This window comes from Pseudocitrobacter sp. 73, from assembly GCF_008369545.1.
Classification (GTDB): domain Bacteria; phylum Pseudomonadota; class Gammaproteobacteria; order Enterobacterales; family Enterobacteriaceae; genus Pseudocitrobacter; species Pseudocitrobacter vendiensis.
Window position 1 is genome coordinate 173353 of sequence record NZ_VTZO01000009.1, and the last position, 22968, is coordinate 196320.

20 protein-coding genes and 1 pseudogene are annotated in these 22968 nt (G+C 49.8%); 13 read left to right on the top strand and 8 right to left on the bottom strand.

What is annotated here, in order from left to right; genetic code table 11:
• Window positions 1-320 precede the first annotated feature (320 nt).
• From F0Q32_RS10390 to F0Q32_RS10410, 5 genes are all read left to right on the top strand, one after another.
• Window positions 321-1097: an ABC transporter permease gene (locus tag F0Q32_RS10390; protein WP_149462995.1), complete on the top strand. Its 777-nt coding sequence runs from the start codon at window positions 321-323 to the stop codon at window positions 1095-1097.
• Window positions 1094-1771 (top strand): ABC transporter ATP-binding protein, encoded by a 678-nt coding sequence (locus tag F0Q32_RS10395; protein ID WP_149462996.1) that lies wholly within the window; start codon window positions 1094-1096, stop codon window positions 1769-1771. The genes F0Q32_RS10390 and F0Q32_RS10395 overlap by 4 nt, the downstream gene beginning before the upstream one ends.
• Before the next feature lie 23 nt (window positions 1772-1794).
• Window positions 1795-2907, top strand: a complete 1113-nt coding sequence (locus tag F0Q32_RS10400) for a stealth family protein (protein WP_149462997.1) — start codon at window positions 1795-1797, stop codon at window positions 2905-2907.
• A 159-nt stretch (window positions 2908-3066) separates the two neighbouring features.
• A complete protein-coding gene (locus tag F0Q32_RS10405) occupies window positions 3067-4176 on the top strand; it encodes a glycosyltransferase family 4 protein (protein ID WP_149462998.1) in 1110 nt (369 codons plus the stop codon).
• Window positions 4169-5764, top strand: a complete 1596-nt coding sequence (locus F0Q32_RS10410; protein WP_149462999.1) for a stealth family protein — start codon at window positions 4169-4171, stop codon at window positions 5762-5764. Before F0Q32_RS10405 ends, F0Q32_RS10410 begins: the two co-directional genes overlap by 8 nt.
• Before the next feature lie 126 nt (window positions 5765-5890).
• Here F0Q32_RS10410 and F0Q32_RS10415 read toward each other — a convergent pair whose 3' ends face one another.
• The 5 genes from F0Q32_RS10415 to F0Q32_RS10435 form a co-directional block, all read right to left on the bottom strand.
• Window positions 5891-6583 (bottom strand): acyltransferase, encoded by a 693-nt coding sequence (locus F0Q32_RS10415; RefSeq protein ID WP_149463000.1) that lies wholly within the window; start codon window positions 6581-6583, stop codon window positions 5891-5893.
• Window positions 6584-6699: 116 nt separating this feature from the next.
• Window positions 6700-7986, bottom strand: coding sequence for a capsule biosynthesis protein (locus tag F0Q32_RS10420; RefSeq protein ID WP_149463001.1), 1287 nt, complete (start codon window positions 7984-7986; stop codon window positions 6700-6702).
• A gap of 13 nt (window positions 7987-7999) precedes the next feature.
• On the bottom strand, window positions 8000-10009 hold the full coding sequence (locus F0Q32_RS10425) for a capsular polysaccharide biosynthesis protein (RefSeq protein ID WP_149463002.1): 2010 nt from the start codon (window positions 10007-10009) through the stop codon (window positions 8000-8002).
• Between the two features lie 21 nt (window positions 10010-10030).
• Window positions 10031-11701 (bottom strand): polysaccharide biosynthesis/export family protein, encoded by a 1671-nt coding sequence (locus F0Q32_RS10430; RefSeq protein WP_149463003.1) that lies wholly within the window; start codon window positions 11699-11701, stop codon window positions 10031-10033.
• 30 nt (window positions 11702-11731) lie between these two features.
• Window positions 11732-12868 carry a capsule biosynthesis protein gene (locus F0Q32_RS10435; protein ID WP_255475275.1) on the bottom strand — a complete coding sequence of 379 codons (1137 nt, stop codon included), beginning with the start codon at window positions 12866-12868 and terminating at the stop codon, window positions 11732-11734.
• 548 nt (window positions 12869-13416) lie between these two features.
• Between F0Q32_RS10435 and F0Q32_RS26520 the strand changes: the two are divergent.
• Both F0Q32_RS26520 and F0Q32_RS10440 read left to right on the top strand, forming a co-directional pair.
• Window positions 13417-13509 (top strand): annotated as a pseudogene (locus F0Q32_RS26520) (DUF5431 family protein); the annotation flags it as partial.
• Window positions 13475-13630 carry a type I toxin-antitoxin system Hok family toxin gene (locus F0Q32_RS10440; protein ID WP_149463004.1) on the top strand — a complete coding sequence of 52 codons (156 nt, stop codon included), beginning with the start codon at window positions 13475-13477 and terminating at the stop codon, window positions 13628-13630. The pseudogene F0Q32_RS26520 and the gene F0Q32_RS10440, both read left to right, overlap by 35 nt.
• 109 nt (window positions 13631-13739) lie before the next feature.
• Here the strand turns inward: F0Q32_RS10440 and ettA are convergent, their stop codons facing one another.
• Entirely contained in the window at window positions 13740-15407 is a 1668-nt protein-coding gene (gene ettA / locus F0Q32_RS10445) for an energy-dependent translational throttle protein EttA (RefSeq protein WP_149463005.1), read from the bottom strand.
• A gap of 210 nt (window positions 15408-15617) precedes the next feature.
• On the opposite strand from ettA, the gene sltY reads away from it, so the two are divergent.
• The gene (gene sltY / locus F0Q32_RS10450; RefSeq protein WP_149463006.1) at window positions 15618-17555 is read left to right on the top strand and encodes a murein transglycosylase; all 1938 of its coding nucleotides are present in this window, start codon (window positions 15618-15620) and stop codon (window positions 17553-17555) included.
• Between the two features lie 87 nt (window positions 17556-17642).
• On the top strand, window positions 17643-17978 hold the full coding sequence (gene trpR / locus F0Q32_RS10455; protein WP_015966012.1) for a trp operon repressor: 336 nt from the start codon (window positions 17643-17645) through the stop codon (window positions 17976-17978).
• 69 nt (window positions 17979-18047) lie between these two features.
• Here the strand turns inward: trpR and yjjX are convergent, their stop codons facing one another.
• The gene (yjjX, locus tag F0Q32_RS10460) at window positions 18048-18572 is read right to left on the bottom strand and encodes an inosine/xanthosine triphosphatase (protein ID WP_149463007.1); all 525 of its coding nucleotides are present in this window, start codon (window positions 18570-18572) and stop codon (window positions 18048-18050) included.
• Window positions 18573-18624: 52 nt separating this feature from the next.
• On the opposite strand from yjjX, the gene gpmB reads away from it, so the two are divergent.
• Window positions 18625-19272 carry a 2,3-diphosphoglycerate-dependent phosphoglycerate mutase GpmB gene (gpmB, locus tag F0Q32_RS10465; RefSeq protein WP_015966010.1) on the top strand — a complete coding sequence of 216 codons (648 nt, stop codon included), beginning with the start codon at window positions 18625-18627 and terminating at the stop codon, window positions 19270-19272.
• On the opposite strand, the gene robA is transcribed toward gpmB, so the two are convergent.
• A complete protein-coding gene (gene robA, locus F0Q32_RS10470; protein ID WP_149463008.1) occupies window positions 19269-20138 on the bottom strand; it encodes an MDR efflux pump AcrAB transcriptional activator RobA in 870 nt (289 codons plus the stop codon). The two genes, gpmB and robA, sit on opposite strands and share 4 nt — an antisense overlap.
• Before the next feature lie 212 nt (window positions 20139-20350).
• Between robA and creA the strand changes: the two genes are divergently transcribed.
• Genes creA through creC form a run of 3 tightly spaced genes read left to right on the top strand, consistent with a single transcriptional unit; the run spans window position 20351 to window position 22950 of the window.
• Window positions 20351-20824, top strand: coding sequence for a protein CreA (gene creA / locus F0Q32_RS10475; RefSeq protein WP_149463009.1), 474 nt, complete (start codon window positions 20351-20353; stop codon window positions 20822-20824).
• Window positions 20825-20836: 12 nt separating this feature from the next.
• Complete coding sequence (gene creB, locus F0Q32_RS10480) at window positions 20837-21526, top strand: two-component system response regulator CreB (protein WP_149463010.1); 690 nt, start codon at window positions 20837-20839, stop codon at window positions 21524-21526.
• A complete protein-coding gene (gene creC, locus F0Q32_RS10485; protein ID WP_149463011.1) occupies window positions 21526-22950 on the top strand; it encodes a two-component system sensor histidine kinase CreC in 1425 nt (474 codons plus the stop codon). Before creB ends, creC begins: the two co-directional genes overlap by 1 nt.
• Window positions 22951-22968 lie beyond the last annotated feature (18 nt).

A 22968-nucleotide genomic window follows, 5' to 3' on the forward strand; every position in this document is an offset into this window, starting at 1 on the left:
TATTAATTAAATAATCTATTTTAAACTCATCAGTATTTTATTTATTTAGAAAAACTAACATCAATATTTAGTTTATATTGCCGAAATAGAATAGGAACTTTTTCTATTTGGGTCTACATTACGCACGTTGGGATATTCCTCAAATATACATCAAGGGAATGATGTTAATTTATCAATTGCAATAGAAAATGGATTTCTGCTGCACTCTTCCTCATTCCCCTACCGATGTACCTCCCTTCACACACTTTTACTCATTACCGGCGCTCTGGCAGCCTGAAGCCAGGGGCGGTAGCGTGCCTGTTTCAACTATCGGATAAACCATGGCCAGAAGTGGTATTGAAGTTCAACGAGCCGCCGTCAGCGCGCTCTTCCTGCGTGAAATTAAAACTCGATTCGGGAAATACCGTTTAGGCTATTTTTGGGCGGTGCTGGAACCGGCGGCGCATATGCTGGTGATGCTGGCAGTATTTGGGTTTATTATGCATCGCACGATGCCGGATATCTCTTTTCCCGTATTTCTCATCAATGGCATCGTCCCCTACTTCCTTTTCAGCAATATTACGACACGTTCGATTGGCGCCATCGAGGCCAATCAGGGGCTGTTTAACTATCGCCCTGTCAGGCCGGTGGACAAGATTATCGCCCGCGCGTTGCTTGAGAGCCTGATTTACGGCTGTGTGTATATTGTGTTGATGGCCATCGTCGGTTTTGCCGGGGAAGATTTCGCGGTTACCCGCCTGGTGACGCTCATCCTCACCTGGCTGCTGCTGGTGATTTTCTCCTGCGGGGTAGGGCTTGTTTTTATGGTAGTGGGTAATGCCTTCCCGGAGACGGAGAAGTTTTTACCGATTCTGATTAAGCCGCTCTATTTTGTCTCCTGCATTATGTTTCCCCTGCATGCCATTCCACGCGATTACTGGCCGTATCTGCTGTGGAACCCGATTGTGCACATCGTCGAACTGAGCCGCGAATGCGTGGTGGCGAACTACGTCAGCGAGGGAGTGAACCTGCCGTATCTGGCGTTATGTACGCTGGTGGTGCTGTTTCTTGGTCTGGCGGTGTATCGCCGTAACGAAGAGGCGATGCTGACATCATGATCCGTATCGAAAACTTGTCTAAATCCTACCCCACCCCGCAGGGGCGGCATTACGTTTTTAAAGATCTTAACATTGAACTGCCGAGCGGCAAGAGCGTGGCGATCATTGGACGCAACGGTGCGGGAAAATCGACGTTGCTGCGCATGATTGGCGGTATCGACCGCCCCGACAGCGGGCGCATTATCACCGACAGCACCATCTCCTGGCCTGTCGGGCTGGCAGGCGGTTTTCAGGGCAGCCTGACCGGGCGCGAGAATGTGAAGTTTGTCGCGCGCCTGTATGCCACCCGAGATGAACTAAAAGAGAAGGTCGCTTTTGTCGAAGAGTTTGCCGAACTGGGGAAATACTTTGATATGCCAATTAAAACCTATTCCTCCGGGATGAAATCGCGCCTGGGGTTTGGGTTAAGCATGGCGTTTAAGTTTGATTATTACCTGGTGGATGAAGTGACGGCAGTGGGCGATGCCCGGTTTAAGCAGAAGTGTGCGGAGTTGTTTAAAGAGCGGCACAAGGAAGCGAGTTTTTTGATGGTGTCGCACAGTTTGAATTCGTTGAAAGAGTTTTGCGATATTGCGTTGTTTGCCGGGCGGGATAATAAGATCGCCTACTATCAAAGTGTTGACGATGCTATTGCTGCTTACAAGGAAGATGAAGGTTTAACAGGACGTTCTTGAAAAATATGACTAAGGGCATTTCTATGAATGCGCATCAATTGCTAGCCCGGAAGCTGAAAAAACTTATTTTTAGCCCCGGGTTATTCTTTCGCGATTACTTAAACAAAAAATATCCTGTTATCCGAAATGAGATCGCCTGCCCGGAAAATGAAGAAACGATAGTTATAAACAATGCGTTAAGGCTGGAAACGCTATTCGAAGGCGATTTTCCTGTCGATGTGGTTTTCACGTGGGTGAACGATAACGATCCCTGCTGGCAAGAGAAATATAATGCTGCAAAAAACATAGGCATTGAACATCATGGACAATATGCGACCGATGCGGCCCGCTTCAGCAATCATAACGAACTCTACTTTTCTGTTCAAAGTGTAATTAAATTTCTTCCGTGGGTCCGGAATATATATATCATTACGGATAACCAGCAACCGGGATGGATTGATGAATTTCCTTCTGTGAACGTTGTTGATCACCGAGAAATCATAGCGCCTGAATTTTTGCCTACATTTAATTCACACGTTATTGAAGCTCATCTACATAAGATTCCAGAACTAGCCGAACATTTTATCTATTTTAATGATGACGTTTTTGTCGCCAGGCCGTTGCCGAAAGGGCATTTTTTCAAGAGTAATGGCATTGCGTCTGTTTTCCCTGCAAAGAAAGATCTCTCAGAAATGCGCTCACGTGGCGTGACGACGCCAACGCTGAATGCATCCTTCCGTGTCAGTGAGCTTCTTGAAAGGGATTTTGGTGAAAGAATTGAAACGCCGTTGGTTCATACTTACGTTCCTCTTCGGAAGAGCATGTTTGATAATGTGTGGCTCAACTATCCTGCGCACATTCAGAAATTCTTACCGCATAAATTCCGCACCGATCAGGATTTGAATCTGGCCACTTTTTTTGTTCCCTGGTATTCGTATCTAAAGGGAAGTGCCGTTCTTGAACATGACATCTGTTACTACTTCAATATCCGTTCGCCTGTGGCACAACATCACTATAACGCTCTTAAGCGGTTTAAGGATAAGAGCGCACCACATTCATTTTGTGCAAATGATTTTTCAACCACGAAACAAAGCGTTGAAAACTATCAGCACGCATTAATTGAAATGCTAACTAAGTATTATTATAAAAATGTTTAAAGCTTTAAATGAAAGTATATTCACGTATTTTATATGGTTTTTAGTATCTTAATTGTTTGAATTTTCATTGGTTATGAGATGGCTAATAAGTCTAAATGTTATACTTCTTTATGAATACAATATAATTGTTTACTTAAACAAACCAATTGCGAATAAATTATGAATATCATACACGTAATAACCCATGGTGGATGGGCTGGTTCTGAAACAATTGCTGCTGAAATTGCTAATGAACAAGCCCGCCGGGGGCATAACATCACTGTTATTTTAAGAAAGCATGAAGGGTTTAAAGAAAGAGATATAGTAACAAAATTTCATTCTGATATATCAATATTCTGGGTAAAGCAAAATGAAACTCATCCAGATAATCAAATCAAAACGCTTTTGAAAAATGAACAATTTGTAAATAAAGTACATCAAGCAGATGTTCTTCATGCCCATCTCCCATACGGGTGTTTATTGGGTAAACTTTTAAAAGACACTCTTTTATTGAATTTCCTTATCTGTGTTTCAATGCATGTTCGATTTCATCCTTTGTATTATCTTGCTGATAAATTATTTACAGTAGCAAAATGGCAAAGACTCGAAGTACCTAATGATTACACGGGTGAAGTTTCAGTGATTGAAAACTTTTTATGTCCAAGTTCTTTAAATAACACGAAAAGACTGAAGGTTTTTAAAAATAAACATCATATTTCTGATGGCTTCAAGTATATTGTATATATTGGTCGTTTGGATTTAGTCAAAGGTCCTGACGTGTTGATCAGAGCATTTAATAAGGTTAACCCTGCAGGGTATAAATTGCTCATAGTTGGCGATGGTGCAGAAGCCAAGAGTCTCAAATCAATAGCAACAGAAAATGTTATTTTCACTGGAAAGATACTGGATGCATCTTTTGTTCTAGAGTTGGCAGATATAGCTGTTGTACCTTCCCGGTTTGAATCCTTTGGATTGATTCTCCTTGAAGTAATTAATGCTAAGAAACGAGTTATTGCTACAAATATTCCATCCTTTAGAGAGATTCTCGGGGATGGTGACTACTTCTTTGATAATGAAAGCGTTAATTCATTAGCTGGTAAGATTGAACAATACATAAATTTTCCGATGATTGGGTATGCAGAGGAAGATACATTGGCAGGATTTTCATTAGAGTTTTCGTCAAATAAGCTTGAAGAAGCTTACTTTGTTGAGAAATCCAATATGGAATGTGTTGGGATTATTGAACAATCGAGCGCTGTAACTGAAACGGAAGTCGCTAACAATGTCTAGACTAATCAAAAAAACCAAAAAACTATTTAGATCTCCAAAGCTGTTTTTTAAAGACTCCGTATTTTTTAGTGGAAAGACATCTGGAACCAGTATTAGTAATACGAGTGCTGTTGTAAAACATGGAGTAAAAAGCACATCAATAGTTGCCACTAATAAAAATACAGTTAAATTTTCAAGTTTAATAGAGGATTTTGTAACTCCTCACGGCCAGGATGAAGTATTGTTTCATTTATTAGATAAGGCTGGAATAAATTATTTGATTGTACCCACTGCCTGGGAGCATATTCTTCGTATAGCAATACAAGATTCTTTCGTAAATACTATAGTAGATTTGATTAAAGGCTATGACGGTTTTACCAAAAAAGTTTATGTTGCAAAAGATAAGAATAGATACAGTCTGATTAAATTATATTTTCATGATGATGAGTTTGTTTTTAAAAATAAAATAATACAATTAGATCCATGGTATATAACTCCCTCTGGGATTATGACTAGAAATAAAAATAATTTAATTCAATTTATTCCGAAAGCACATATAAACAAAACTGTTCATTCATTTGCTCCAATACGTCTCGGGCGCGATATTCATGATATAGATAATTTAAAATCCATCTCTGGGCTGGAATCATTTATGTTTGATGAATATCAAGAACCTATCGACATTGTGTTTACGTGGGTTAGTGATAGCGATCCTAAATGGTTGGAAAAAAAGAGTTTTTATTCAGGTGAAAAAGCAGGGAATTTAAATACAAGATTTGCTGATTACGAGCAACTTAGATATTCTTTAAGAAGTGTTGAAGCTTATGCAAGATTTATAAGATATATTTATATTGTCACAGATAATCAGGTTCCTTATTGGTTGAATGCAGAACATGCGAAAATAAAAATAATTAATCATAGCGATATATGTGATGATAATAGCTGTTTGCCTGTTTTTAATTCAGTCGCCATCGAATCATGGATTCATAAAATAGAGGGGTTATCTGAAAATTTCATATACGCGAATGATGATTATTTCTTCGGTTCCCCTGTAACTAAAAGTCACTTCATTCATCCAAATGGTATCGGTAAATTATTTCTTGAGCCATTGCCAAATGCATATGGCGAAATATTTGAGGACAGTGAGCCAACAACTCAACTTTCACTTTTTACAATGCAATGTTTTTATAATAGATATCATCGCTGGCCTTCATATTGGCCGTTGCATGCTCCAATGATTAAGAATGTTCATGATATAAAAGATATGGTTGAAGAGTTTAAACCTTTGATGGAAAAAACCAGTCGATCTCGCTTTAGAGAAATGGGAACTATTTCACCACTATATTTGATGTCTGCGTACTATGCTTATGAATCTGGTAGAAGTGTATTGTCCAGCATTAAATATGAATATATTAGCACTGATGCTGATAATTTGGATGCAAGACTTGATGGTTTGCTTTCCAGGATAAAGGAAAGTAAGTGCGATGTCTTTTGCTTAAATGACCATCGTTCTGTTTCTGAAGAACAGATTCAAAAAGTAGTGATGTTTATGAAAAAGGCATTCCCTATTGCAGCGAGCTGGGAGTTAGATATAGATATACAAATATAAATTTTTTATTTTAGTTAGATGTTTCCTTATGGGATGCATAAAATTATGCATCCTATTTAAAAACGTGATGCGTTATATAGTGTAAGTGTATAGAATTTTACTAAACATCAATATGATTCATTAATGTCATTCAGTTAAGTTTATATCTAGTGTTTTATTCCAATAACTAGATTTGGAAATTGCTGATGCATTATCCTTAATATATGGTTTGGTTAAATTAAGATGTGGGCGCTCCCATGCAATATCTTTTTTAATCAACCTTGCAGGGATACCAGCTATAATAACGTTATTAGGGAAGCATCCCTTAACGATACTACCTAAACCAATGACACTGCCATTACCTATAATACTGCCCGCAAGTAAAGTGACACGGGCACCAATCCAAACATGCTCGCCAATTATTATATGTTCAGAATTGTTAATTCGATTTTCTGATTCTATATCAAATATTGGATGCGCATCGTCTGATCGAATTTCGACTGATGATGCAATCATGCAATCATTGCCAATCTTCACTTTTGAACGCTCTGCGGTTGAGATATAACACTTATCTGTGCATGATACATTGTCTCCAATGTCAACAATGCATTCATGTCCTATTCTAATATGACCTGTGAAGCCATTTTTTCCAATGTGACAGGTTCCATTGTTACAGTCAAAACGTAAAGCAACGTCTTTAATTTTAGAAAATTTGTTTATGTGTAGTTTATTATTCTGTCCATAAAAAGTTACTTTGACATTAGTTAGTCCTGGGCCATCATAGTAAATGATATTACCAAGCTCGTCTCTGTAATTTTTTATATCTGTTATGGTTATCATGATGTTGGCCTTATAAGAGGGCTAAGGAGGATAATCATAATAATCAAGATGTGAGCATAGTCAATAAATAATATTAATTACGGGCGGCTTGCTGATATTATACTTTTTTATCAAGGTTATGAATGACTTTTATTGTTTAGTTTTGTTTCAATGTTGTTTTTCTGATGGGATGAATTTTGTATATTTAGAGGATTGTTTATTTTTATAGTGAATGGTTTGTTTGAATAAAGCCCTCCATAAAACACCGCATTTATCTGCGTAGTCGCCAGCAGATAACCACGAAAGATCGCCAGCAACCCCATATCCGGCTGAAAATCCGCCGTCCAGAACTGATGCAGATGCCCCTGATACGTTAAGCCTTTCATATCGTACAGGGCATCGCCCATCACCTTCAGCGGCTTGTTGTGAATTAACGCCGACAGGCCCGCCGTACTGTTAATTGTCACCACCGCCTTAGCGTGCTTCAGCATCTCCGGCATCGGAAGATCGTGCACGTACAGCACCCGGTTGCGAATGCCGTATTTCTTACTGAGCTTATTAATTAGCGGGCGATACAAACGATGCCCGCGATCCATCGGATGGTGCTTAAACACCAAAAACTTGGTCGCGGGTGCTTTGGTGGCAAAGGAGTACATCACGTCATTAATGTAATCACGCACGTCGGCATAGCCGCTGTGGTTGCGGATCTGGCTGTCGTTATACACCTGTAGAATGGCGAGATAATAGCGTTTATCTAACTGTGTCTGTAACCGGGGGAGCACGTCGCGCTCTTTAAACGCATACCAGTGCTTACGTCGCCAGGCGCGGACCCAGCAGCGCATCTCATACCACGGCGAGAAAGACTTATGGTGACGATAAAGCGGGTAGTCTTGACGATGAAACCAGCCTTGCAGGTAGTACCAGGTCGCGTGCCAGTAGCGTAAGCGCGTCGAGGGTTTTAACGGCTGAATATTGCGCGGCGGCAGTTCAGGCAGTTGGCGATAAAACTCCGGGTCGCGCGGCAGGGAGGAGTAGGCGTTTACGCCGCCCTCTTCAAGCGTAATAAAGTGCGGGCGCAGGTATCCCTCTTCAAATGCCAGAAAACGCAGACCTTTGGCTTGCGCCCATTGACGCGCAGCCTGATGCAGCGGTCGGCAATCACCAAAACAGACCAATGTATCAAAGGGATAAGTTTTCCACGTCTCCTTCAACCAGTGGGCAAAATGCGCGGGTGTCTGGTCATATTGCAGCACCGGGCGATGCCGACAGTAAAAGCGATCGCCGCCGTTAAATACCACGTTTACCGCTTCGCGGCCTTTGCTCTCCAGCCAGTCGGCCAGGTCGGCAAAGAACGGGCCCATCGGCCCCTGTAAAAGCAGATAGCGCTTACCCGCCAGTAATTTGCTCATTGCTGTGCTGTCCATGCCGCAGCCCTCGCTAATTAAATTTCACCCGATAAAGATTCACGCCCTTGCGCATCCACCGCGTAATACGGTGCGATTTCTTTTCTGGCCTTGTCTGCTCCATCAGCCATGCCGCCGCTTCTTCCACCGGGAGTAGGCGTTTCTCCTGCGGATGGATGTACGTCGGGTAAACAATCAGCGTCTGATAAATCAGGTCTGCCAGAGTGAGCGTACGGTTGCGCCGTGGGCAGGTATGTTCGTCGTGGGTTAACCCCCAGCCGGCGTAAAACGGCAGGCCGTAGCAGTAAACCGTTTTGCCATGCATCAGCGCTTCAAACCCGGAAAGCGAAGTCATGGTGTGCAGCTCATCGCAGGCGGTAATACAGTCGATAATGTCGGCATCCATGGCTACACAGTCTGCCAGGCGGGTCATTTCGTCGGTATCGATGTGACCGGGGCGATTACCTGCCAGTACGTCAGGGTGCGGCTTGTAAACGATGAATGCCGACGGATTGCGTTCGCGCACGGTGCGTAACAGCGCCAGGTTGCTTTGAATATCGATTGTGCCCGTGGCGATGGAGGCGTCGTTTTCCACCTGGCCGGGCACCAGCAGCAGCCGTTTTCCATTGGCAGCTTCAGGTCGTTGCCAGCCTTTACCGAGGTTATATTTGCTGAGCTTGCTGCTGACCAGCGTCTGCTGCAGCGCCAGTGCGCGGTCGCGTTCATCGTCGCGCAGTATTGACTGATTGAGCAGCGTTTCCAGGTCGCTGGCGCGGCGAGCATCGTAATAAATCCCCGTTTTATCCAGCACCAGCGACAGCGGCATATGCAGGTCGGAACCCAGCCCGCTGGAGCGCAGAAAACCATCTTCCATTCGCCAAACCGGCAGGTTCTGCGCGTGGGCAGCCTGGCTAAATTTGGCCTCGCCATTTACCCCCCACACCACGCAGGCGGTGGCAGCGGGCGACTTTTTATCGAAGTTCAGGTTGTTTTCCGGCGTTTTGAGGAAGGTTTTCATGATGGCGCTCTTCCACAGTGTCAGGCCGGGAACCCACAGGTGGCCACTGCGCGAAATCATGTGCTGGCGTTGCAACTGGAGCGCGTGCAGCACGTCAAACAAAGTGCCACGTTTATTGGTGTAAGGATCGAGATAGCGCGGATAGCGCAGCAGCGCCGCGCCAATCAGTTGTAGCAGCGTCGCCTGTCCGCGTCTGTCGGTTAATGACTCCGCCAGCGGATGACGATCGTCCGTTAGCCCCCAACCGGCATACCATGGCAGGCCAAAACAGGTGACCGGTTTCCCCGCCATCAGCGCCTCAATGCCGTATTGCGACGTCACGGTATAGACGCGGCTCGCAACGCGCAGCAGCGACTGCGGGCTAACGTCCTGTGCCAGTAAACGAATATGCGGGGCGCTCAAACGGTCGGTAAGATACCCCTGCTTTTTACCGCTCAACACGTCGGGATGCGTTTTGACCCAAATCTCGGCGTCCGGGTTTTCTTCACAGGCGGCGGTCAGCATATTACTAAAGCTTTGCGCCGCCCCTCCGCCCAGGGTTATCGACACATCGCCGTGTGTCTGGTCGATAACCAGCACAACCGGCTTGTCATGCGCGGCAGCAGGGAAGGGCAGCGCGTGGTTGTATTTCGATAAATCGCCGCTCACAATCAGGTCGATGGCCGATTGCGCCTCAACGGCGTGGGTGTTTTCTTCACGTTCCTTCTGGATGAGCCGCTCCAGCCTGCTCGGACGGCTGGCATCGTAATAAATCCCAAGATCGTCCACCACGATAGAGAGCGGCGGATGCCCCTCTACGCCCAGCCCGAGCGAGCGAATAAAGCCATCTTCCAGGCGCAGCAGCGGTAAATCTGCCGCCCGCGCTTTGGCGGCGGGCAGCGTGGTGTTGTCTTTCATTCCCCAAACGGCGATGGCGGAAATGTCGCTGGGAATGGCACCGCTTACGGACAGCTTACGACACGGCTTGCCGAGTAACTGACTGAGATGGGGGATTTTCCAAATCCCCGAGGAATAGACGCCGATCATAATGCTCCCTGCATTCGTGCGTTAGATATCCAGAATGACTTTCGCCGCCACAGCCAGTTGATAAAGAATGGTGGAGATACCACGCGTCACTTCGATGTTTTTCGACTCGTATTTCGGCAGAACCATAATTTCATCACCTGCCACCAGAGCACCGACATCGTCCGCATCCACCGCAGAACCGTCCTGATGAATCACGATGATTTTCGACTGACCGGATTTCTGCGTCAGGCCGCCGCATTTCTCGATGTATTCATCAGCGTCAAGCTTCTCTTCCCAACTGATGGCATTCGGAAACAACACTTCGCCGTGCACCATAACCAGCGAGGTTTTCTCCGGAATGCTAATGACATCGCCATCTTCAAGGAGCACGGAGTCGAGATTTTTCTCGTTCAGTACCACCTGGCCTTTCGGCACCACCTGACGTGCTTTCGCCACAAAACGACTCACCAGTTGTGCTTCCTGCATACGAAGCTGTGCTTCTTCCTGCGTGGATGACTGGGAAGAGAGCGATGCCTGCTCCAGCTTTTGCAGCTCAAGAGTAAGCATCTCTTTTTGCCGAATGGCGACTGAGTGGCGGTAAAGTTGAATGCTGTTCATCTGCGACATGCTGTTCGGGCGCAACTGTGCGAGCACCTGTTTCATGTTTGCGCCATAAGGCAGTACCAGCGCATGTTCGCCAGAATGTGCGCCTTCAATGCGCACCTGAATGGTGCCGGCATAGCGGTCAGAACTGACGATCAGCTTGTCGCCATCCTGCAACGTGCGGCCCGCGGCGCCACTCAGCGGATAATATTCCGTGCGTTTTACCGTGCCCTGTTGGCGGACGATGGTGAAGTGGGTTGCGCCCGGTTTTGGCCGCGACCAGCTTAGCGCTTCTTCTACCGAAATAGCGCTGCTGGCGAATTCAAAGTCGTAGCTGTTATAGACGTCGCCATCCACGCTGAAGGTGTATTTGCGCGGGCCCACGACGATGGTATCGCCGTCTGAGAACTGCGACAGATTCAGCGTACCGTTAAGCAGGAAGTCATACAGGTTGACGCGCGATCGCATTGATTTTCCGCGCTTAATGGCGATATCAACATAGCTGCCGCGTTCGCTGTCTACGCCACCTGCTTTGCTCAAGTAGGAGAGCAGAGAATCGGACGCCACGCCACCGTACAGGCCGGGGTTTTTGACGTAGCCAGTCACGAATACCTTCACCGGTTGTGCCTGGAGCAGCGAGGCGTAAACGTTGACGTTAGATTGATATACCTCTTTGACCTTCGCGGTGACCAGGCCATTTAACTGGCCGTTTGGTACGCCCGCAACTTTCAGCGGCCCGATATTTGGCACGAAGATATTGCCTTTCGGGTCGACCGGCAGCGCGCCGTCGAAGTTAAACGCGCCCCACAGTCGCACCTGAATGGTGTCGCCTAGCGAAATGACATAGCTCGGGTTAAATCCGATACCTGTTCCGCTGTCGGCGCTGGTGCCGTTAAACAGTTGGGCGCCGAACATGCGGCTTAATGCCGGGGCTTCCATCATCGGCGGCGTATTATCAAAACCGTTGTTCACCGCAGGCGATTTTTGCCCGTTGATAAGCGGTGATAACGGTGCGGCGCCGGTCAGTTCCGGGTCGGCGGTGACGCCTGTCGCGAGCGCCTGCCCGGCGTGTAGTAAAACGAGCAGAAATACGGATTTAGCTAATTTCATAATGCACTCTGTTAAAAATGGCTCAGGCCGTCAGTCTTTATGGTCTTCAATAATGCCCAGCAGCAGTTTGGCTGTGCCAAACAGCAGGCCGCACACCAGTAACCAGCTGATTAATAAATAAGGAATATTCGGGAATGAGGACTCTTCCGGGCGCTGTGGCGAACTGATAACTGACAGGGTTTTCAGCTTGCGCGCGCTTTCCATGCGCGTTTTCTCAAGGGCTTTCAGCGCCAGGGCGTAGAGGTCGGTATCAAAGGCCACGGTGCCTTTTATCTCTTCGAAATCGACCGCCATGCTGTTGAGTTTTTTCCCTTCCGGCGCGGTAATTTTGCTTTGCTCTTCATCGATCTGCGCCTGCAACGCTTTAATGGCATTTTTAGTGCTCACCACCTGCGGCGCGTCGGCGCGTAAATAGGTCAACAGATTTCGCAGGTCGGCTTCCATCTCGATTTTTTTGGCTATCAGCGTATTCACAAGCGTAGTGGCGGCTTCAGCGGAGGCCGCCGGGTCGAGGACGTTATTTTTATTCTGATAGGCGAGGAGCCGCTTTTTACTCTCGTTCAGGCGCTCGCGGGTTTGGCGCAGCTCTTCTTCTGCAAACTGCATCTGCTCGCGCGAAATACGATGGGAAAGTTCGTTGATAAAGCGCTCGGACTCTTTCAGCACCGCGTGGTTAAAGGCCTGAGCAAACTCGGGGGTGAAGCCCTGCGTTTGAATATTCAGCAGGCCCGATTTTTCGTCATAAGCGATGGAAATCCGGCTGCGGTAGTAGTCGAGAAACTCTTCGGTGGTGGCGTCAGCGGGAAGATGGAAGAAGAGATCCCAACCGCTTTGGCTGAATGCCTGATGGAAGTTGAGTCGCTTATCCAGTGCCATCAGCATATCGGGCGAGTTGATGTACTCTTTTAAATAGAGGGAATCTTCCGCCGACGACGGGTTCGACGCTCCCAGCAGCAGGCCAACGTTCAGGCTTGAACTGTCAATTTCATTGGGGCGTTTTACGGTCACTTTGGATTCGCTCATGTAGCGCGGCTGGCTAAAAATGACCAGATAAATCAAAAGCAATGCCATTGGTGCGGTAATAAAAATATGCGCAAGATAGCGCTGGAACGGTAGCGCGCAGGCACACTGGCGACAAATTTTCAAACGCTGAAAGAGATGAGTTATAAACACGTGATTAGTTTTCATAATTCCGAACGCGATTTAATTAAAATATATTCGTCAAATAAATAATTAATGGTGATGACGTTGGGAATAACAGTGGGAATTATAAATAATAGACATATCAATCCTTTGTTAATGTCGATGGTGAATGGTTTTAACGCATGCTGAATATAACTAGCGCGAATGATTAATTCGCTAAACTAGATTAGCTGAATATATGGCGCAATTCCTTCTGGTGCCGCTATTTGTAGCATAGACCATCTGCCATCTCAATCTTGTTATTACAAAATTGCAATGAATGTTTGTAATGATATTTGAGCTGTGGATTTATTTGTATTTGTTTTATTGATAATAACCGTAAGGTGAATGTGATTCATTTTATTATGCGTTTGATGTATGTGAATAATATCAGTGGTGAATTACGCTGTGGAGAATATAATCACGGAGGCGCTTGAGGCTTTTTGCCTCATGTTGCGATATTTGAAGATGTAGTGAGGTAAAAGGAGAAAAGCCCCGAAGGGAATTTACATTCACCCACGAGGCCTAATCTGATGCCTAGACAACATCAGGATAGCCTCTTACCTGCCAGTAGGCAAGGAGAAGAAGGCCATGAAACAACGCGATACTCTTGTGTTGTGCGTATTTATAGTGTGTGTAACGCTATTAATATTCACTTATCTGACTCGCTCGTCGCTTTGCGAATTGCGAATACGAGATGAACACAGGGAGGTCGCCGCGTTTTTGGCTTGCGAATCTGGTAAGTAGCTAACCGGTGGCGGGGAGTTTTCCCCGCCATTTTCGGTGCTGATCGAGTCTGGCTAATAAGCGCCTTCTTGCCGCGCCGTCCGTGAAAACGGGCGGCGCATCTTCATTATTACTTCGCAATACGCTTGTACTTAATACGCTTCGGCTCCAGCGCGTCTGCGCCCAGCGTGCGTTTCTTGTACTCTTCGTATTCGGTAAAGTTACCTTCGAAGAATTCCACTTTACCTTCATCCTGGTAATCCAGAATGTGGGTGGCGATACGGTCAAGGAACCAACGGTCGTGCGAGATAACCATTGCGCAGCCCGGGAACTCCAGCAGGGCGTTTTCCAGCGCGCGCAGGGTTTCGATATCCAGGTCGTTGGTCGGTTCATCGAGCAGCAGGACGTTGCCGCCTACCTGCAACAGTTTCGCCAGGTGCAGACGACCGCGCTCACCGCCGGACAGCTCGCCCACGCGTTTACCCTGGTCAACACCTTTAAAGTTAAAGCGGCCAACGTATGCGCGGCTTGGCATCTCGGTGTTGCCGATCTTCATGATATCCAGCCCGCCGGAGACTTCTTCCCACACGGTTTTGCTGTTATCCATCGCGTCACGGAACTGATCAACGGACGCCAGCTTCACAGTATCACCCAGCGTGATAGAACCGCTATCAGGCTGTTCCTGACCGGACATCATGCGGAACAGGGTGGATTTACCCGCGCCGTTCGGGCCGATGATACCGACAATCGCGCCTTTCGGTACCGAGAAGGTCAGGTCGTCAATCAGTACGCGATCGCCGTAGGATTTACGCAGATTGCTGACTTCAACCACTTTATCCCCCAGACGCGCTCCTGGCGGAATAAACAGTTCGTTGGTTTCGTTACGTTTCTGGTACTCAACGTTGTTAAGTTCTTCGAAACGGGCCAGACGCGCTTTGCCTTTAGACTGACGGCCTTTCGCGCCCTGACGTACCCACTCCAGCTCTTTCTCGATAGACTTACGACGCGCCGCTTCCTGAGAAGCTTCCTGCGCCAGACGCTGATCTTTCTGTTCCAGCCAGGAGGAGTAGTTACCTTCCCACGGAATACCTTCGCCGCGGTCAAGTTCCAGAATCCAGCCCGCCACGTTATCGAGGAAGTAACGGTCGTGGGTGATTGCCACAACGGTCCCTTCGAAGTCGTGCAGGAAGCGTTCCAGCCACGCGACAGATTCGGCATCCAGGTGGTTAGTCGGTTCGTCGAGCAGCAGCATGTCTGGTTTTTCAAGCAACAGGCGGCACAGCGCGACGCGGCGGCGTTCACCACCGGAAAGGGTGGCGATTTTGGCATCCCAGTCCGGCAGACGCAGCGCATCGGCGGCGCGTTCCAGCTGAACGTTCAGGTTATGGCCATCATGCGCCTGAATGATTTCTTCAAACTTGCCCTGCTGAGCGGCGAGTTTATCGAAGTCGGCATCCGGTTCGGCATATTTGGCGTAGACTTCGTCCAGACCTTTCAGCGCGTTAACCACTTCGGCAACCGCTTCTTCAACGGATTCACGAACCGTATGTTCCGGATTTAACTGAGGTTCCTGCGGCAGGTAACCAATCTTCAGGCCTGGCTGCGGGCGTGCTTCACCTTCGATGTCGGTATCAATACCGGCCATGATGCGCAGCAGCGTAGATTTACCGGCGCCGTTCAGGCCCAGTACACCGATTTTTGCGCCAGGGAAGAAGCTCAGCGAGATGTTTTTCAGAATATGACGTTTCGGCGGAACCACTTTGCCGACACGATGCATGGTATAAACGAATTGAGCCACGTTGGACTTCGCCTCTTTTATTTTGATGGTAAGTATACAAAGCCGAAGTGTAGCCTTTTTCGTTCGTTAATCCCAGCGAGGCGGTTAACGTGATAAAAGCGTAAAAATGTGTCCAGAACGTGGCGCGTTGCTTCATGTGTGGTTAGCATGAAATAGATATCTTATACGCGGCATGAAGCTGCAACATGTGATTGATTAGAGGAAGATCGTGTGAAAAAAGCCAAATCCATGGCGTGGCGCGTGTTAGCGGCCAGTGTTTGCCTGTTGTCACTTAACAACCTGGCTCACGCGGATTCACTGGACGAACAGCGTAGTCGCTATTCGCAGATTAAGCAGGCCTGGGATAACCGACAGATGGATGTCGTGGGCCAGTTGATGCCAACATTGCGGGAATACCCGCTCTATCCTTACCTGGAATATCGTCAGATTTCCGGCGATTTGATGAACACCCCTGCCGTTACCGTCACCAATTTTGTGCGTGATAACCCGACGCTGCCGCCGGCGCGAACGCTCAAAAACCGCTTTGTAAATGAACTGGCGAGACGCGAAGACTGGCGCGGTCTGCTGGCCTTCAGCCCGGATAAACCCGGCACCACCGAAGCGCAGTGTAACTATTACTACGCCAAATATAACGTTGGCGAAACCCAGCAGGCCTGGGACGGGGCGAAAGAACTGTGGCTGACGGGTAAAAGCCAGCCAAATGCCTGCGACAAACTGTTCAGCGCCTGGCGTTCATCCGGCACACAGGACCCGCTCGCCTATCTTGAACGAATTCGCCTGGCGATGAAAGCGGGCAATACGTCGCTGGTCAAAGTGCTGGCCTCGCAAATGCCGTCAGATTATCAAACCATTTCGCTGGCGGTGACCGACCTTGCGAACAATCCCAACAACGTGCTGACCTTTGCACGCACCACAGGCGCGACCGATTTTACTCGTTCGATGGCGGCGGTGGCGTTTAGCAGCGTCGCGCGTCAGGATGCGGAAAACGCGCGTCTGATGATCCCGTCTCTGGTACAGGCGCAGAAGCTTAATGACGATCAAACCCAGGAGTTGCGCGATATCGTTGCCTGGCGTTTGATGGGCAATGATGTCACTTCTGAGCAGGAAAAATGGCGCGACGACGCCATTATGCGTTCTCAGTCGACGTCGCTGATTGAGCGTCGGGTCCGTATGGCGCTGGGCTCCGGCGATCGCCGTGGGCTGAATACCTGGCTGGCGCGCCTGCCGATGGATGCCAAAGAGAAAGATGAATGGCGCTACTGGCAGGCTGATCTGCTGATGGAACGCGGACGCGATGACGAAGCGAAAGAGATCTTTAAATCCTTAATGACCCAGCGCGGCTTCTACCCGATGGTGGCGGCGCAGCGCCTGGGTGAAGATTACACCTTACGCATCGAAGGCCCACAGGGCACCGTTTCGCCGCTACTGGTGAACGGCCCGGAAATGGCGCGCGTGCGTGAACTGATGTACTGGGATATGGATAACACCGCGCGCAGCGAATGGGCGAACCTGGTGAGCAGCCGCACGAAGAACGAGCAGGCCCAGTTGGCGCGCTACGCGTTTGACCAACGCTGGTGGGATCTCAGCGTACAGGCGACCATCGCGGGTAAGCTGTGGGATAACCTGCAGGAGCGTTTCCCGCCTGCTTATAACGACCTCTTCGTGCGTTACACCGCCGGTAAAGACATTCCGCAAAGCTATGCGATGGCGATTGCGCGTCAGGAAAGTGCCTGGAACCCGAAAGTAAAATCTCCGGTAGGGGCAAGTGGCCTGATGCAAATCATGCCGGGTACGGCGACGCACACGGTGCAGATGTTTAATATTCCAGGTTACAGTAATCAGAACCAGTTGCTGGACCCGGAAACCAACATCAACATCGGTACCAGCTATCTGCAATACGTTTACCAGCAGTTTGGTAACAACCGTATCTTCTCTTCCGCCGCCTATAACGCAGGCCCGGGGCGCGTGCGCACCTGGCTTGGCAACAGCGCCGGGCGAATTGATCCTGTCGCGTTTGTTGAGAGCATCCCGTTCTCGGAAACGCGCGGCTATGTGAAGAACGTGCTGGCGTATGACGCGTACTATCGTCACTTTATGGGCGAAAAAGAGGCGATCTTTAGCGATAGCGAGTGGCAACGCCGTTACTGATCCGCAGTGACTATGTTATGCTGTACTCGTTGAAGAGTACATACAGCGGATGGCCCTGCGCCATCCGCCATAACATGGCGGCATACTATGACCCAACAATCCCCTTATTCAGCCTCCGTCGCAGAACAGCGGCATCAGGAATGGCTTCGCTTTGTTGAGCTGCTACGTCTGGCCTATGCTGACGAGCACGCACTGCCTTTACTCGACTTAATTATGACACCTGACGAACGCGAAGCGCTGGGCACGCGCGTGCGCATTATTGAAGAATTACTGCGTGGTGAGATGAGCCAGCGTGAGTTGAAGTCAGAGCTGGGCGCAGGTATTGCCACGATTACGCGCGGTTCGAACAGCCTGAAATCTGCCCCTGCCGAATTGCGCCAATGGCTGGAGCAGACGCTGCCGAAAACGGTGAACAACGCCTGATGGCGCTACGCTTATCAGGCCTGGTACGGTCCGTAGGCCGGATAAGGCGCCAGCCGCCATCCGGCAAACTTACGCGCGCTGCCCGTAAATCGCGTTATGGAACGGGCTTAACGCTAACACCACCGCCTGATGATAAACGCTGCTGCGCGTCAGGGCGCCTTTGGTGAACACGCCGATAGCGCCCTCTTTGCGGCCAATCTTATCGATTCCGGTATAATGTGACATGACCGGGCCGAGCTCTTCCCCTTCACGCACTTTTTCGAGAATCACTTCCGGCAACGGCAAGGTGGCGGAACGCGCTTCCCCGCGCTGATTTGCGCTCTCAATGACCACCCAACTAAAGGTACTGCCTTCATCAATACCCGCCTCAATTGCCACCCAAAAATCGGCATTCGGGCGCACGGCGCGTGCATTCTCCACGCGATTTCGTGCGCCAGCGCGCGTTTCTTCACTGCCAATCGGCTGTTCAGGCACACCAGTGTCGACGGAGATAGCGTCAATATGGCAGGATCCTTCACCGTAGATCAGCTCAAATGCAGCAAGAATTGCCTGAATTTTGGCAGGATTGGTGGTAGCTGTGACAACATTGTGCATAATCAGAACAACTCATAAGATTTAACATCACCGCAGTATACGGAAGAAAGACATGTTACAGGTATACCTTGTTCGCCATGGCGAAACGCAGTGGAACGCCGAACGGCGTATTCAGGGCCAGTCTGATAGTCCGCTCACCCAGAAAGGTGAGGATCAGGCAAAGCAAGTGGGCGATCGCGTCCGCTCACTGGGGATCACCCATATCATCACCAGCGATCTGGGTCGTACCCGTCGCACCGCAGAGATCATCGCTGATGCCTGCGGTTGCGAAGTGATCGCCGACCCGCGTCTGCGTGAGCTGAATATGGGCGTGCTGGAACAGCGCCATATCGACACGTTAACGGCGGAAGAAGAAGCGTGGCGGCGTCAACTGGTCAACGGTACGCCGGATGGCCGTATCCCGGAAGGGGAGTCGATGCAGGAACTGAGCGAGCGCATGCACAGCGCACTGCAAAGCTGTCTGGAATTGCCGCCGGGAAGTCGTCCGCTGCTGGTCAGCCATGGTATCGCGCTGGGTTGCCTGGTGAGCACCATTCTCGGCCTGCCCGCGTATGCTGAACGCCGTCTACGTCTGCGTAACTGCTCTATTTCGCGGGTTGATCACCAGCAGAGTGCCTGGCTTGCGTCGGGATGGGTGGTGGAAACCGCAGGCGACGTCTCACATCTCGACGCCCCTGCGTTAGACGAATTACAGCGTTAACGACGAATTGGGATCAGGTATTCGCAGCGCAACTGAATTGGCGGCTCCTGATCCCGCGCTTCATCCTGCGGGAAGAAACGTTCGATATCCAGGCCCTTACGACGGGTCAGGTTGAGCATCGGCATGCAGGTGCCGTAAAGCGTGAGGATAAATTCCTGTAGCCCCGTCCCCAAACCTTCATACGTGAACATCACGTACTCACCGCCTTCCAGCGTCACCGGATGCGAATTATTCAGGTGGCCGTTAGCCATATCTGGCGTAACCGCCGTGGTGTAAAACACTTCCTGCTCATCGTCTTTTTCCAGGCTCGGACGCGGCTCATGCAAGCCGTAAAGCATCGGCGGAATAGACGGCGAATTCCCCAGGAACTCCTGCCAGAACTGTACGCGCATTTGCTGACGGAATTCGGAAATCTCTTCCAGTTTGCAGGTATAGCTTTGGGTTACCCCAACCAGCGGCGTGGCAGGCAGCGTGACAAACTCATACGGCGGCATGGTGAACTCACCCAGGCGCAGCGGCGGACGCATGCCGAAGGAGCTCCAGTCCGGCGAGCGGCGATAGAGCGCAGGTGTCTGAGCAAACTGCTTTTTGAACGCACGGGTAAAGGTTTGCTGTGAATCGAAGCGATATTGCAGCGCAATGTCTAAGATTGGGCGAGCAGTCAGGCGTAGCGCCACGGCGGATTTCGACAGACGTCGGGCACGGATATATGCGCCAATGGCATGACCGGTGACATCTTTGAACATCCGCTGTAAATGCCACTTGGAATAGCCCGCTTTTGCCGCAACATTATCAAGCGACAGGGGTTGATCCAGATGACCTTCCAGCCATACAAGGAGATCGCGAATAATCCCAGCCTGATCCATATAATGTCCTCGTCCTTAAAATTATAGGTGCCTGATACTAAGGTAGCGGATAATAGCATTTTTTGATGTTTTAGCATTCAGTGTTTTTTTTGTGCATTCATGCGTTTTTACATTGGGTTGCGGCGTATTATTTGTAAAGGTGTGATCTTTCAATGCTTTATATCTGAAATGTTGAATAATCACTCAATCGAATCGTCAGGAATGGTAACAATATGAAATACAAGAAGTTAGTAGCGGGTCTGGTGCTGGGTGTTTGTGGTTTTAGCGCCCACGCGGAACAAATTGGCTCGGTCGATACCGTTTTCAAAATGTTTGGCCCGGACCACAAAATCGTGGTCGAAGCTTTTGACGATCCGGATATCACCAACGTCACGTGCTACATTAGCCGGGCGAAAACGGGGGGGATCAAAGGCGGGTTAGGGCTGGCAGAAGATACCTCCGATGCTGCGATTTCCTGTCAGCAGGTTGGCCCGATCGAACTCTCTGACAAAATCAAAAACGGGAAATCACAGGGTGAAGTGGTCTTCCAGAAACGGACGTCGTTAGTCTTTAAAAAGCTGCAGGTTGTCCGCTTCTATGACAGCAAGCGTAATGCGCTGGTGTATCTCACCTATTCCGATAAAGTGGTTGATGGTTCGCCGAAAAACGCCATAAGCGCGGTGCCCATTATGCCGTGGGGCAAATAACAAGGAACGTGTATGGAACAACCGCTGATCTGGCTGGTGGAAGATGAGATAAGCATCGCGGATACGCTTATCTATATGCTTCAACAAGAGGGATTTACCGTCAGGGCGTTTGAGCGCGGCCTGCCTGCGCTGGAAGCGGCGCGGCACCGCTTGCCAGACCTGGCTATTCTCGATGTCGGCTTGCCGGATATCAGTGGTTTCGAATTGTGCCGCCAGCTGCTGGCACGCCACGCGGCGTTGCCGGTGCTGTTTCTCACCGCGCGTAGCGACGAAGTGGACAAACTGCTGGGGCTGGAAATCGGCGCGGATGACTACGTCGCCAAACCGTTTTCGCCGCGTGAAGTCTGCGCCCGCGTGCGCACGATCTTGCGGCGTCTGCAAAAGTTTTCTGCACCGCCAGTGCAGGTGCGCGTCGGTGATTTTCTTCTCGACGAACCCGCTGCACAGGTGAGCTGGTGCGGCCAGCCGCTACTGCTAACGCGTTACGAATTTTTGCTGCTGAAAACGCTGCTTCTGTCGCCGGGCCGCGTTTATTCGCGCCAGCAACTGATGGATATCGTCTGGGGCGATGCGGCAGAAAGTTTCGACCGCACTGTGGATACGCATATCAAAACCCTGCGCGCCAAACTGCGCGTGATCGACCCATCACGTTCGCCTATCAATACCCATCGTGGCCTCGGCTATAGTCTGGTGAAAGCCTGATGCGCATCGGCATGCGCGTACTGCTGGGCTACTTCCTGATTGTGGCGGTGGCGGGTTGGTTCGTATTGTCGATCTTCGTACAGGAGATCAAGCCCGGCGTGCGACGCGCAACGGAAGGTACGCTGATTGACACCGCAACGCTGCTGGCGGCGCTGGCGCGTGACGACATGCTGGCGGGTAACCCGGCGCAAGGCAAACTGGCACAGGCTTTTCGCCAGCTAAGCACGCAGCCGTTCCGTGCCAATATCAGCGGTATCCATAAAGTTCGCAATGAGTATCACGTCTACATGACCGATGCGCAGGGGCGAGTGGTCTTTGACTCGGCCAATATTGCCGTCGGGCAGGACTACTCCCGCTGGAACGACGTTTGGCTGACGTTGCGCGGGGAATATGGCGCGCGAAGCACCGCACAAGATCCCAACGATCCCGAAAGCACGGTGATGTACGTCGCTGCGCCGATTGTTGATCACGGCAGAATCATCGGTGTACTCAGCGTCGGTAAACCGAATGCCGCCATCGCGCCGGTGATCAAGCGCAGCGAGCATCGCATGCTGTGGGCGGCGGGCGCGCTGCTGGGGATTGCGCTGCTGATTGGCGGCGGCGTGATTCTGTGGATCAACCGCTCTATCGGTAAACTGGTGCACTACGCTGACTCGGTCACGCTTGAACAGCCGGTCCCGTTACCGGAACTGGGCAGCAGTGAACTGCGCAAGCTGGCGCAGGCGCTGGAAAGTATGCGCGTGAAGCTGGAAGGCAAAAATTATATCGAGCAGTACGTTTATGCCCTGACGCACGAGCTTAAAAGCCCATTGGCGGCGATTCGCGGCGCGGCGGAGATCTTACGCGAGGGGCCGCCACCGGACGTTGTTTTGCGCTTTACGGACAATATTCTTCAACAGAACGCGCGAATGCAGGCGCTGGTCGAAACGTTGCTCCGTCAGGCGCGACTGGAGAATCGTCAGGAGATTACGCTCACCCCGGTGTCTGTGGCGACGTTATTCAACCAGCTACAGGAATCACGTAGCGTCACGCTGGCGGCGAAACACATTGCGCTGCAGGTCGAACCAACAACCCTGAGCGTAGCGGCGGATGAAGCCCTGCTCATGCAGGCGATGGGCAATCTGCTGGATAACGCTATCGATTTCACGCCGGAGCTGGGGAGTATCACTCTTAGCGCAGACGCGCAGGACGATTGCGTAGTGCTGAACATTATCGACACCGGCAGCGGTATTCCTGATTTTGCTCTGCCGCGCATCTTTGAGCGTTTCTATTCGCTGCCGCGTGCCAATGGTCACAAAAGCAGTGGCCTGGGGCTGGCGTTTGTCAGTGAAGTCGCGCGTTTGCATCAGGGCGATGTCCGGCTACGTAATCGTGAGCAGGGTGGTGTGGAAGCCACGTTCACACTTCACCGTCCCTTCACATAACTTCAAACTCACCGCACA